Here is a 14,039-nt window from a genome sequence, read left to right on the forward strand (position 1 = left end):
CAGAATTACACATCATTGCGACATTCTTGAAACTGGCAATGATTCTTACCGTTTCAAGCATCGAAAACAATGCATAAAGACCGATTAACCAACTATAAACAAGGTGGAAACTTTTCGACGCCGATAACTGGAAAATTTTCAATGCCGATTGACACTTCTCGATCCAGTCAGTGTTGTAACCTGCCTCATGCAGTAGCGTACTAGCAGTTCGGCGTAGATCATGCGGACCAAATTTTCCAAGCTGCTCACCATCTTTCTGCGCAGCCTTATACGTCGACGATAGAACACGATTCAACGTTGCAGCGCTCATAGGCAAGTCAGAATCATACCGAGACGGAAGCACGTAGTCGGATCCACCAGCAAAGGTTTTCAACGCGATGAAGATGTCGAGCGCCTGACGAGACAGGAACACCAGGTGCGGAGTTCTTCGTTTCATCCGTTCTTTCGGAATCGTCCAAAGCGCCTCGCTGAAATTGATCTCTGACCACGTCGCATTCGACAGCTCAGATTTCCTCACCATGGTCAGTAGCAGCAGCTTGATGGCAGCCCGGTATTGCGGTGATGTTCCTACCCGGTCCATATACCGATACATCAGGCCAATCTCTGCCGGTGTCAGCGCACGGTCGCGCGGCTCGAATCTGGCGATGGTGGTCGGTCGCACCATTTCCGCCGGATTCTCCACGTTCTGTCCGCGCTCGATGGCCCAACGATAGACCTGCAACACCACTTCTCGGGCATGCACCGCCGTTGCTGGCGCTCCCCTTTCGACAATGGCATCGGTCAATGCGCGCAGATCCTCATGCGTGATTTCGGTCAGCTTTTGACTTCCGAAACGCTTTTTCAATTCGCGGGTGTATACCGATTTGCGCATGTCGCGCGTTGACTCAGCCATCTGATAGCCACGCAGCCATTTTTCGGCCCATGCACCGAACGTCACAGCATTTTTCACGCGCTTCTTGTCGCGTGCCTTTTCCCTGGCTGGTGATTTCCCGGTCGCAATCATCTTCTTTGCTTCGCTGAGTCGTTCTCGCGCTTCCGCAAGCGTAACGCCACGAACACCATACCGGCCTATCGTCAGCGTCTCCTGTCGACCGTTAATCGCGTAGTTGTATCTGAAGGAGATACCTCCTGCTGGTGTCACCGCCACATAGAGCCCATCGCGGTCGTTCACTTTGTAGAGTTTGTCCTGCGGTTTCAAATTTCGCAGCTTGGAATCTGTCAGCATCACAAGTCCTCCCCCTAGGGGAAAAAATACCATGATCGTTCATGGCGTGTTTTTCTTATGTTTTTCGTTTTATATCAGTGACTTGGCGATTTTTAATACCATGAATGTGCTGAACAACATGGCATGGTATTTTGTCGAACCCCTGATCTTGAGGGCGACAATACCATGATTTATACCATTGAAAAAGTTTGCTTAGCGGTGCCTGCCAGTGCCAGCAGGTGCCAGACGGAAATGATAATTTACCAGCTAATACAATAAGTTATATTCTGATTGATGCCTGCAGGTGCCTGCCAGTACCAGACGTGGAATCATTCCCACTCAATCGTCGCCGGTGGTTTTCCAGAGATATCGTATACGACCCGGTTGATTCCCCGGATCTCGTTGATGATACGGTTTGAAACCTTGCCGAGCAGCGAATACGGCAGCTCGGCCCAGTTGGCGGTCATGAAATCCTGGGTTTGCACCGCGCGCAAAGCGATTACATATTCGTAGGTGCGACCGTCTCCCATGACACCGACCGATTTGACCGGCACAAAAACGGCAAACGCCTGGGATGTTTTTTGATACCAGCCAGCGCGATGCAGCTCTTCAATAAAAATCTGATCGGCGTGCCTGAGCAGCTCGGCATACTCGTATTTGACTTCGCCGAGGATTCGTACGCCCAGCCCCGGGCCAGGAAAAGGATGGCGATTGATCATATCGCGTGGCAGGCCAAGCGCCAGACCAAGCTCGCGCACCTCGTCTTTGAACAGTTCACGTAAAGGCTCGAGGAGCTTTAAATGAAGTGTTTCCGGCAAACCGCCAACATTGTGGTGTGATTTGATGGTATTCGCTTTTTTGGTCTTGCCGCCAGCCGACTCAATCACATCCGGATAAATCGTACCCTGCGCCAGCCACTGGGCATCGGTGATTTTAGCCGCCTCACTCTGAAAAATCTCGACAAACTCACGACCGATAATACGACGTTTTTCTTCAGGATCGGTGACGCCCTTAAGCCGCTCAAAAAAAATACGGCTGGCATCCACATGAATCACCTTAACCTCAAGATGATTGGCAAAAGTATCCATTACCTGCCTGGCTTCGTTAGCACGCAGTAATCCGTTGTCTACGAACACACAGGTCAGCTGGTTGCCAATCGCTTTGTGGATCAGTGCCGCTGCAACCGAGGAATCCACCCCGCCCGACAAACCCAGAATTACGCCATCATGCCCGACTGTCGCACGTATCCTGCCGATTGCCTCTTCGACATAATCAGGCATATTCCAGTCGCGACCGAGATTGCAAACGTCATGCAGAAAACGGTCAACAATCGCTTTTCCCTGCAACGTATGCGTCACTTCTGGATGAAACTGGATGCCATAAAAACGGCGCTGCTCGTCGGCCATCGCGGCAATCGGTGTTGCCGCATTCAGCGCCATTACCTGGAAACCGGGCGGCATCGTTTCGACCTTGTCGCCGTGACTCATCCAGACATCCAGTATGTTTTGACCCTGTGTGTCGGTACGGTCCTGAATGTCCATCAATAGTGTGCCGCTGCCTGTAGTCGAAATCTCGGCATACCCGAATTCGCGGACGACTGCATTTTCAACGATTCCACCAAGCTGGGCAGCCATCGTCTGCATGCCATAACAGATACCCAGAACAGGTACACCAAGCTCAAATACGATCTGTGGTGCACGCGGCGTTTCCATTTCAACCACAGAAGCCGGCCCGCCCGACAATATAATACCCTGTGGAGAAAAGCATTCAATAAATTCAGCAGTTACATCGTAGGGATGCAGCTCGCAATACACCCCTGATTCACGCACACGCCGGGCAATCAGCTGCGTATACTGGGACCCGAAATCCAGGATAAGAATTTTTTGGTGCATGTCGGCCTGGTTTACTTGATATGATAGTTAGGCGCTTCTTTCGTAATCTGCACATCATGTACATGAGACTCCCGTACTCCTGCGGCAGTTATCTGGACAAATTCAGCTTTTTCATGCATCTCCGCAATACTGGAGCAACCCAAATAGCCCATACTGGAACGTACGCCACCCATCAACTGATGAATGATTAATGCAATGCTGCCTTTAAATGGCACACGCCCTTCAACGCCTTCCGGCACCAGCTTGTCGTTATTTTTTTGCTCTTTCTCTTGAAAATAACGGTCGCTGGAACCCTGCTGCATGGCTGAAAGCGATCCCATGCCGCGATAGGTTTTATAGGAACGTCCCTGATACAGTTCAATCTCACCGGGCGATTCTGCGGTTCCAGCCAGTAAGCCGCCCAGCATCACCAGATCGGCACCGGCTGCCAGCGCTTTGGCAATGTCGCCTGAATAACGAACGCCGCCATCCGCGATAACCGGCACGCCGGTTCCGCTGAGCGCCTCGGAAACGTTATGAATCGCCGTTATCTGGGGAACACCGACACCGGCAACGACACGCGTCGTACAGATCGAACCCGGCCCGATCCCGACTTTGACGGCATCAGCCCCGCAATCCACAAGTGCACGTGCTGCATCTGCGGTGGCCACATTGCCACCGATAACCTGAATCCCCGGGTACTGCTGTTTGATCCATTTAATGCGCTCGAGCACACTTTGCGAATGACCATGCGCAGTATCCACGACAATCACATCGACACCTGCCTTTACCAGTGCTTCAGTTCGCTCGTCACTACCCTCGCCTACGCCGATCGCGGCACCAACACGCAAGCGTTCCTGGTCGTCCTTACAGGCAAGCGGATATTCTGAAATCTTGGTGATATCCTTGACTGTAATCAGCCCTTTTAATTCAAACTGTTCATTCACAACCAGCACGCGCTCAAGTCTGTGTTTATGCAGCAGGTTCATCACTTCATCGCGTGGGGTATTCTCGTTGACGGTAACCAGCCGTTTTTTGGGCGTCATGATATTTTTCACCAACTGATCCAGGTTGGTTTCAAAACGGAGATCTCGATTGGTTACGATACCGACAACTTTTTTTCCGTTCACAACGGGCAGGCCGGAGATTTTATGGGCACGAATCAATTCCAGCACCTCCCGCACCGTCATATTCTGATGAATCGTAATAGGGTCTTTGACAACACCGCTTTCGAAACGCTTGACTTTTGCCACTTGAGCTGCCTGCGCTTCAATCGGCATATTTTTATGCAAAATACCAATACCGCCCTCCTGGGCAATGGCAATTGCCAGGTCGGCCTCGGTAACGGTGTCCATCGCTGCGGACGCCAATGGAATATTCAAAGAAATTGTGCGCGTCAATTGCGTTACGAGACTGACTTCTCTCGGCAAGACTGCAGAATATGCGGGAATTAATAGAACATCATCGAAGGTAAGCGCTTCTTGAATTAACTGCATACGAAATATCGATTCATTGCAAAGCGGTATTATATCCAATTCATGAATATTTTTTGCAGCAATTCAACCATCGAATGATATGTTTTTCAAATTATTACCGTTTTAACGCTCACTTTATGATGGATTGATCCGTAATGAATACTGTTAATGTCGGTCATTTTATATTGACTTATCAGTTTTCTGGAGAAAAAAATGCGTTATCTTATTTTCGTAGTATGGATGTTGTTTTTCAGTTTGCCGGTATCGGCACAGCTTTTTAAATGGGTCGATGAACAGGGCAAAACACAGTATTCAGATCAGCCGCCCCCGTCTGCCAATGTTCAGAACGAACAGCAGCTTAAAATTCAAGCATCGCCCACACCTGTATCTGCTGCCAGCACGATGAGCGACACTGAGACGGACAAGACTGATGAGCTGGCCGAACAAAGACTCGAATACGACAAACGCCGCCAGGAAAGATTTAAAAAAGAAGCACAGCGAAAAACTGAAGCAGCCGAGAATCAAAAAAAATGTGTTGACGCACAGAGCAGATTAAGAGTATTTTCTGAGTCACCCCGGTTACGAATACCGGATGGCAAAGGAGGTCTGGTCTATGCCGATGACAACCTGCGTCAGCAAAAAATTGATGAAGCCAATGAAAGCATTAAAACGTTTTGCAAGTAAAATTTAATTTACAGCAATTTATCGAACATTAAATGCCGCATATCAAATTAACAACATTTTTGATTATTGTCCCTGTGTTGTTATTTTCCGGTGCCGTATCAAGCGATACGGCACCGCAGCATCATCCAGATCATTCCGACGAAACCCCTATCGATACACGATTATTGCAGGCGATTAACGCGCTGGAACAGAAAGCTGCTGAAGAAACCCGAATTATCGAATCATTGAACGAACGTATAGCACGTCTGGAACAAAAAATTGCCGTCCTCAATACTGCGGTCATCGATCAGCAAAAACCGGTGCAGACTATTCAGATAGAAAGCGATTTGGACAATCAGGGCGGTTCCCAGGAAACCGCCAAGGCCGAACCCGACCGGTTCATGGTTGGCTCAGCAACAACACAAATTCACTCCGAAACGAATATATCCTTTTTGGATGTACAATACTGGCGGACTCTCTTCTCCCGGTATTCGACATATTTGATACCCGCATCAGCCGGAATTATGGCTGCTATTATTCTGCTGCTTGTACGTCATGTCTTCAGTGTCAGGCGCGTCAAAAAAGCGCAGTCTGCAAACGAAAAAACGCCTGCAACTGCAGCAACTGCTTTTATCCATCAGAACCCGATCGCCACGAATGAAAAAAATGCAGTACTTGCGCAAAAACTGGCAGCTTTACGAAGCGCTGTAGCGCAGGGTAAACAGAAGCGTCAGGAACAGAAGTAATCAGACACTTAACAAATTCAGCCAGATCCTGAAAAACCGGTTTCAGACAAACACAAGCGCAAAAACACGTCACGCGCTGTAATAGCGCATACGTAAACGCATCATTTTGCTGATTAATCAGCAAGATGTAATCAGCGCAATAACGTGTTTTTAACTCTGTATTCAGATCACTCCGATCATTTCAGAGACAGGCTCTGCATTGCCTTTTCATGATCCCACTTGCCATGAAACAAATGGCCTTTTTTGGCCGGCACACGATCACTGGTCCATGTCAGGTAATTTCCGTCCGGTGTAAAAACAGGCAAACCGTCAAATCCAGGTTTATCGGTAACACGGACAGGCGATTTTTTTCCTTCTACATCTACGATGTACAATTCGAAATTTCTGTGCCCATGTATATTGGTCGAGAAAATAATATATTCGTTGGACGGGTGATAAAACGGCGCCCATGACAGTGCCTTCAGATGCGTAACCTGTTTTTGATCGGTACCGTCGATATTCATTGTGTATACTTCCGCTTCCCTGCCATTTGGAGAAAAGCGCCGCCAGACGATGCGTTTGCCATCCGGACTAAAAAAAGGACCGCCATCGTAGACATTGGTATGCGTGAGTCGTTTTACATTCGAGCCATCAGCATCCATGATATAAATATCGATCATTGAAGACGGATCCTTTTTGAACAATTCCGTCTCGGCTTCAGTCAGTTTCTCGGTATAGGCACGCCTGTTTGAAGCAAATGCAATATATTTACCGTCCGGAGACCATGACGCTTCCGCATCATACCCCAAAACATCGGTCAAATTCCTGATGTTTTTGCCTTCCAGATCGGTTTCGTAAATATCATAATGCTCATCATAATCCCAGGCATATGATTTTCGTTCACCCGATTTTCTACGCTCCAGTTCCGCTGTCATTTTGTTCTTTGCATCCGGATCTTCGTGCGTCGAGGAAAACAGCACTTTGTCCACCGATGGATGAACCCAGGAGCATGTGGTTTTCCCGATACCGGGTGATACCTGACGGATATTGCCGGTCTCAAGATGCTTCAGATAAATCTGGTAAAAAGGGTTTTCGTCTGCCACTTCCGCCTGATAAACCATCCATTTCTGGTCGGCCCGGTAATAAGCTTCGCCGACGCGCTTTTCTTTTTCGGTATCGGACAGCACGAAATCCTCAGTGATAAAATCTGTTTTACCTGCGTTGGCAAAGCCAAACATTACTGTTATCAGTACCGATAGCAGAACGCGGGCAAACATGCCTGACAAAAAATTGGAGATGTACAGTCTTTTTCTCATAGAATCACTTACTCACGTTAAAAAAATACAAACATTAGCATATCGTCCAGTCGATTTCGCAAACAATTGCACAATCAATTGCATCATATAAGATCAGACAATCGCGTACCATATGCTAATTACTGTGCAGTAAAAACCGGTCTGACGGCGCCGAATCATGTTGTCGACACCCTATGGCGCACCAGTCACCGCTTTTAGGACAGGAACTTTTATACCTGGCCACGATTCACATTGATAAAATCAGGAGCTGCCATGAATCAACAAGAATCCAATCAGATATTTCGCCGTAATGATTGTCCCTGGGGTAAAAAAGCCGTTAAATTATTACGCGAAAAAGATATTGATTTTAAAGATCACATCTTCGCATCCTCAACCGATGAAGATACATTCAAGGCAAAATGGAATGTAGAGACAACGCCCCAGATATTTTTGAACAATGAGCGCATTGGCGGCTATACCGAACTGGCTGCTTATTTTGATATCGATACCGATGACCAAAATGATAACAGCGATGAAACATCCTATATTCCGGTAATCGCCGTATTTGGTATCGCTCTGCTGATGGCATTGTCGACCGACACCATCATGTTCAGCTTCATGGGATATGCGCTATGTTTTCTGGCATGCCTGAAACTGATGGACATAAACAGCTTCATATCAGGGTTTAAAAATTACGATCTGATCACACAGCGTCTGCCGTTTTATGGAAAAGTCTATCCTTTTGCCGAACTGATCGCAGGCCTGGGTTTTTTGACCCCCCAATATCTGCATATTACCGGATGGGTATCATTGTTTGTCGGTATCGCCGGCGGTATTTCAGTGTTTAAGGCGGTATATATCGACAAAACCGATTTGAACTGCGCATGCGTTGGCGGCAATTCAAATGTTCCGCTGGGTGCCGTCAGCTTTACCGAGAATGCAATGATGGCTATCATGGGTGCCTGGGTACTGTTTGTGTAAAACCAACCCGGGCAAATAATCGCATTTGACGCAGAGGGCTACGTGTCACAGAATAGTTATGGCAATGCAGGATCGCCTGTATCAGATGTATTCTTACCGGCTGTCAACCGATCACGCTTAACTGAGACAAATACTGGAATGCGCTGTAAGCGCACGTAAACAAGGATATTTTATGCTCACGACACTGCGCCGTCACCTCCTGACCCGTCCTATCCTTAAACGTATGCGCAAGGCTCTGCCAGGCATATCAGATACTGAGCGTGAAGCGCTGGAAGCTGGGGATGTCTGGTGGGACGCAGAACTGTTCACCGGCAATCCTGACTGGTCAAAGCTTCTGCAGACACCTCCTGTCAGGCTGTCACAAGAAGAGCAGGCATTTCTGGATGGCCCGGTCGAAGAATTGTGCCGTATGCTCAATGACTGGGAAATCAACTGGGAACATAAAGATCTGTCACCTGAAATCTGGCATTTCATCCGTACCCGTAAATTTTTCGCGATGATTATTCCGCAGCAATACGGTGGGCTCGGTTTTTCAGCCTATGCCAATTCACAGGTCATCCGCAAAATCGCCAGCCGGTCCGTTGTAGCCGCAGTCACAGTCATGGTACCCAATTCACTCGGTCCGGGTGAATTACTCATGGAATTCGGCACTAAAGCGCAGCAGGACCACTGGCTGCCAAGGCTGGCAAACGGCACGGAAATTCCCTGTTTCGGATTAACCAGTCCGCAGGCAGGTTCAGACGCTTCCTCCATGGATGACAACGGCGTCATCTGCAAAGGCACTTTTCAGGGCGAGGAAATGACCGGTATTCGTTTAAACTGGCATAAGCGTTACATCACGCTCGGGCCTGTAGCAACCGTACTGGGCCTGGCTTTCAAACTGTATGATCCCGAGCATTTGATTGGTAACCAGGAAGAACTCGGCATTACAGTCGCCTTGATTCCGACTAACCTGAACGGCATCAATATCGGTCGACGCCATTTGCCATGCTACCAAATGTTTCAGAATGGCCCCAACTGGGGGAAGGATGTATTTATTCCACTGGATTTCGTCATCGGCGGACCGCAGCAGATCGGTAAAGGCTGGAAAATGCTGATGGAGGCACTTGCAGCCGGGCGAGGCATTTCACTCCCTTCACTTGCAGCCGCTGCAACCGCTTTTTCAGCACGAACAACAGGCGCCTATGCCCGCATCAGACAGCAATTTCATATTCCGATTGGAAAATTCGAAGGTGTGCAGGCCCGCCTTGGAAAACTGGCTGCAAACGCCTATCTGCTTGACGCTGCACGTCAATTAACCTGTGCCGGACTTGATCAGGGTTACAAACTCGCCGTAATTTCCGCAATCATGAAAGCGCACACAACCTACCGGATGCGTGATGCGATCAATGACGCTATGGACGTACATGCCGGCAAGGCTGTAATCGATGGACCGTCAAATTATCTTGGCAACCTATACCGGGCGGTACCGATCGGAATCACGGTTGAAGGTGCAAATATCCTGACACGCAACATGATCATCTTCGGACAAGGTGCTATCCGCTGTCATCCCTGGCTATTGCGTGAAATACTGGCACTGGAAGAAGAAGATCAGAAAAAGGCGCTTGCCGAATTCGATACAGCGTTCTGGGGCCATGTTGGACACAGCACAAAAACTCTCGGTCGTGCATGGCTTCGCAGCTGGACAAACGGAAAATATTCACCCGTACCATCCGTCCCTCAGCAACTGTTGCAGTACTATAAGCAGTTAAACCGCTATGCGGCTGCTTTCGCCCTGGTTGCCGATTTCGCGTTTCTGACACTGGGGGGAGCATTAAAGCGCAAAGAAATGTTGTCCGCGCGTCTGGGCGACATCCTCTCAGAACTCTATTTTATCTCTGCCGTATTAAAACGATGGCAGGACGACGGTAAAAAAAACGAAGACCTGCCCCTGGTTGAATATTGTGTACAGGAAAGTTTTACCGTTATTGAAAACCGGCTGGACGCCGTGTTCAGAAATCTGCCGAACCGCTTCATGGCCTGGCTGGCCCGCTTCATCACCATGCCTCTGGGACCGCGAACCTACGGCCCCTCGGACAATCTGACCAGGCAATGCGCGGAATTTTTGCTTGAGCCATCCACGCAGCGGGAACGTCTGACTGAAGGCCTGCATGCCGGTAATGAGCACGGCGCCGTGTCGATTCTGGAACAGGCCTTCAGATTAGTCGATGCAAGCAGCCCGATAACTGAAAAAATGAAAAAAGCGCGTATCTACAATATCGAACAGGCGCTCGAGCAAAACATTTTGTCGAATACCGAAGCCGAGAAACTCAAAGCAGCAGAAGCAGCTGTAGCACAGGTCATCGCGGTGGATGACTTTGATGCCGGAGTATTAACAGAAATACAAAAGGGATAACCATGGTGCAGACAACATTACATCAACACAATGAAACACAGGTACGTCAGGGACGCCCGGTGTATATCATCGACGGAGCCCGCACACCGTTTATCAAGGCGCGCGGCAAGCCCGGCCCGTTTACACCGGTGGATCTTGCCGTGCAATGCGGTCGCCCGTTGCTGTTGCGCCAACCTTTTCACCCCAGCGATTTCGACGAGGTTATTCTCGGCTGCGTCAGCGTTATATCCGATGAGATGAACCCGGCTCGCATCGCCGCATTACGCTTGGGCATGGGTAACAGCATGCCGGCGTTTACCGTACAAATTAATTGCGGTTCGGGCATGCAATCCATCGACACCGCATATAAATACATCCGCGCCGGTGATGCCGACCTGATACTCGCGGGTGGTGCGGAAGCATTAAGTCACGCGCCACTGCTTTTCAGGCGCCAGGCGGTTGAGTGGTTCGCCTCGCTAAACAGGGCCAGTTCTTTGGTCCAGAAAATCAAATCCCTGGCCGCCTTCAAACCGGGGTACCTCAAGCCCGTCATCGGCTTGCTGCGTGGCCTGACCGATCCTGTAGTCGAAATGAACATGGGGCAAACCGCCGAAAAGCTGGCATATTTGTACGATATCACACGTCAACAGGCTGATGAGTATGCAGTAGCCAGCCATTCACGGCTGCACCGGGCGCAGCAGGAAGGATTCCTGCAGAACGAAATCGAACCGGCTTTCAGCAGTTGCGGGCAGGTTTTTGAACATGACGATGGTGTGCGTCCGGATTCATCACTTGAGAAACTGGCGAAGCTCTCGCCTGCTTTTGAACCGCCACACGGAAAAGTAACGCCAGGAAACAGCTCCCAGATAACCGATGGCGCTTCATGGGTTATCCTCGCTTCAGAAGATGCTGTCAACCGATACAAGCTGGAACCCAGAGCAATAATAAAAGACAGCGAATGGTCGGCGCTCAGCCCCTCCATCATGGGACTGGGGCCTGTTTTATCCTCGACGGCCATCATGAAACGCCATCAGCTTACATTGGATAATATTGATTTGTGGGAAATTAACGAAGCATTTGCTGCACAGGTACTGGCATGTCTGAAAGCATGGAATGATACGGATTTCTGCAAATCGGTGCTGGGACTCGAACAACCGATGGGAGAAATGGATCAGTCCATTCTCAATGTAGATGGCGGCGCAATTGGACTGGGACACCCTGTTGGCACCAGCGGCAACCGTATTGTTTTGCATCTGGTCAACGCGATGCACCGCCTGGATAAAAAAAACGGTATTGCCACAGAATGCATCGGCGGCGGACAGGGCGGCGCGATGCTAATAGAAAAGGTATAAATCATGAAAGTTGACGTACTCGAGCATGTAGAGAACCTGAATCAATACGGACCATCGTATTCATCAGTAAAGCCTAACTGGCTCTCCCGGCTTGATGAGCGTAGCGTATTATGGCTGCAGCTGGACAAGCAGGACAGCAGCGCCAATACGCTGTCCGAAGACGTACTTCAGGAGCTCAGTGAAATACTTGATGATATCGACAATAAACCGCCTACGGCGCTGGTTATCGGTTCCGCCAAGTCCAAGGGATTCTGCGCAGGCGCTGATATCAAATCATTCGAGAGCTACGATGAATCCGAAATGGCAAATATGCTGCAACGCGGCCATGCAGTTTTAGACAGGCTGGCGTCGCTGGACATCCCTACCGTTGCCGTAATTCACGGACACTGCCTTGGCGGTGGTCTGGAACTGGCGTTAGCCTGCCAGCAACGCATTGGTGTCAAAAACGGACTGGAAATGGGTTTTCCCGAGATTCGTCTCGGCGTACACCCCGGGCTGGGCGGCACATACCGTTTGACGCGTTTGATCAACCCAGTCACTGCCATGACCATGATGCTGACCGGTAAATCAGTATATGACAGGCAAACCAAAAGCCGGGGGTTGGTTGACGATCTGGTCGAAAGCCGCCATGTCGAAAATGCTGTACGCGCAGTGATTGAAAAAGGCGCCAGGAAGCGCAGACGCAAATTCAGTAATTTTATGCTGAATACGCTGGCAGTACGTAGATTTGCCGCAAAAAAGATGCGTGCCGAGAGCGAAAAAAAAGCACCTTCCACCTATTACCCTGCGCCTTATGCACTGATCGATCTCTGGGAAAAATTCGGCAGCAGCACACATAAAATGCAGGCAGCGGAAATTCAGTCATTTGCCAATCTGATAACGAACGAAACTGCCCGGAATCTTGTGCGCGTTTTCTTTCTGCACCAGTCGTTAAAAAATCAGGTAAAAGCGCGCGCCGATATTCAACACGTCCATATCATCGGCGCCGGTTCAATGGGCGGTGAAATTGCGGGTTGGTGCGCCATGCAGGGCCTGAAGGTAACGTTGTCCGATCAACAGACTGAGCCTGTCGCCAAGGCCGTCAACAACACCGGGCAGCTTTGCCGGGACAAACACAAAACCGGCGCTGAGACACGCGATACACTTGACCGTTTGGTTCCGGACATGCGCAATGACGGTCTCGAAAGCGCGGACTTGATAATCGAAGCTGTTCCTGAAAAAATCGAGATCAAGAAAAAACTGTATCAAACCATTGAACCGCGCATGAAAGCCAATGCCATTCTGGTGACCAACACTTCAAGCATCCTGATCGAAAAACTTACAGACAGCCTGAGAACTCCGGAGCGCTTTATGGGTCTGCATTTTTTCAATCCGGTTTCCAGAATGCTTATGGTGGAAGCGATTGCTCATGACAATACCAGTTCGGATGTTGTTGAACGAATGCTTGCGTTTACTCGCGAAATAGGAAAAATTCCGGTACAGGTAGCGAGTTATCCCGGCTTTCTGGTCAACCGGGCATTGACACCTTATCTGCTGGAAGCGATTGTCATGCTCGAGGAAGGTATCGACAAAACACGTATTGATGAGACAGCTAAAAACTTCGGTATGCCAATGGGTCCAGTGGAGTTGATCGACCAGATCGGCCTGGATATTTGTATTCATGTGGCAGATATGCTGGCTGACTTACTGGACAAACCGATGGCCAGGATTCCAGACAATGTTCGCAAAAAAGCCGAAAACGGAGAACTTGGTAAAAAATCCGGTAAGGGCTTTTATCAATGGGAAAATGGAAAAATCAAACGTGACAAAAAAAGCGCCAACAAACAGGAAACGAATACACCCGATGATCACTTAACCGATCGGCTGATTCTGCCTATGCTTGATGCCTGTGTGGAATGTCACCGTTTGAGGATCGTCAATGATCCAGATCATCTTGATGGCGCAATGATTTTTGCGACCGGCTTTGCGCCTTTCCGGGGCGGCCCTATCCACTACGCCCGCACACGAGGCGCAAACGAAATTGTCACGACACTTGAAAAGCTGTGCCAGGAGCATGGCGAGCGGTTCAAGCCGGATCAGGGCTGGCAGTCGTTATAACT

General features: G+C 49.3%; 10 protein-coding genes. 6 read left to right on the top strand and 4 right to left on the bottom strand.

What is annotated here, in order from left to right:
• The 3 genes from BMX44_RS06310 to guaB form a co-directional block, all read right to left on the bottom strand.
• Positions 1-1,225, bottom strand: a 1,225-nt coding sequence (locus tag BMX44_RS06310) for a tyrosine-type recombinase/integrase (protein ID WP_245738852.1), incomplete at its 3' end; no start/stop codon positions are given.
• Between the two features lie 308 nt (positions 1,226-1,533).
• Complete coding sequence (gene guaA / locus BMX44_RS06315) at positions 1,534-3,096, bottom strand: glutamine-hydrolyzing GMP synthase (protein WP_090629776.1); 1,563 nt, start codon at positions 3,094-3,096, stop codon at positions 1,534-1,536.
• An 11-nt stretch (positions 3,097-3,107) separates the two neighbouring features.
• A complete protein-coding gene (gene guaB, locus BMX44_RS06320) occupies positions 3,108-4,571 on the bottom strand; it encodes an IMP dehydrogenase (protein ID WP_090629781.1) in 1,464 nt (487 codons plus the stop codon).
• Between the two features lie 192 nt (positions 4,572-4,763).
• On the opposite strand from guaB, the gene BMX44_RS06325 reads away from it, so the two are divergent.
• Complete coding sequence (locus BMX44_RS06325) at positions 4,764-5,234, top strand: DUF4124 domain-containing protein (protein WP_090629786.1); 471 nt, start codon at positions 4,764-4,766, stop codon at positions 5,232-5,234.
• Between the two features lie 32 nt (positions 5,235-5,266).
• Positions 5,267-5,959: a hypothetical protein gene (locus BMX44_RS06330; RefSeq protein ID WP_090629790.1), complete on the top strand. Its 693-nt coding sequence runs from the start codon at positions 5,267-5,269 to the stop codon at positions 5,957-5,959.
• Between the two features lie 176 nt (positions 5,960-6,135).
• Here the strand turns inward: BMX44_RS06330 and BMX44_RS06335 are convergent, their stop codons facing one another.
• Positions 6,136-7,254, bottom strand: coding sequence for a TolB family protein (locus tag BMX44_RS06335; RefSeq protein ID WP_245738853.1), 1,119 nt, complete (start codon positions 7,252-7,254; stop codon positions 6,136-6,138).
• Between the two features lie 252 nt (positions 7,255-7,506).
• On the opposite strand from BMX44_RS06335, the gene BMX44_RS06340 reads away from it, so the two are divergent.
• From BMX44_RS06340 to BMX44_RS06355, 4 genes are all read left to right on the top strand, one after another.
• A complete protein-coding gene (locus tag BMX44_RS06340; RefSeq protein WP_090629795.1) occupies positions 7,507-8,214 on the top strand; it encodes a MauE/DoxX family redox-associated membrane protein in 708 nt (235 codons plus the stop codon).
• Between the two features lie 172 nt (positions 8,215-8,386).
• A complete protein-coding gene (locus tag BMX44_RS06345) occupies positions 8,387-10,609 on the top strand; it encodes an acyl-CoA dehydrogenase (protein WP_090629800.1) in 2,223 nt (740 codons plus the stop codon).
• A 2-nt stretch (positions 10,610-10,611) separates the two neighbouring features.
• Complete coding sequence (locus tag BMX44_RS06350) at positions 10,612-11,940, top strand: acetyl-CoA C-acetyltransferase (RefSeq protein WP_090629803.1); 1,329 nt, start codon at positions 10,612-10,614, stop codon at positions 11,938-11,940.
• 3 nt (positions 11,941-11,943) lie between these two features.
• A complete protein-coding gene (locus BMX44_RS06355; RefSeq protein WP_090629808.1) occupies positions 11,944-14,037 on the top strand; it encodes a 3-hydroxyacyl-CoA dehydrogenase NAD-binding domain-containing protein in 2,094 nt (697 codons plus the stop codon).
• Positions 14,038-14,039: the final 2 nt, after the last annotated feature.

It is taken from the genome of Nitrosomonas marina (assembly GCF_900110145.1).
Lineage (GTDB): Bacteria > Pseudomonadota > Gammaproteobacteria > Burkholderiales > Nitrosomonadaceae > Nitrosomonas > Nitrosomonas marina.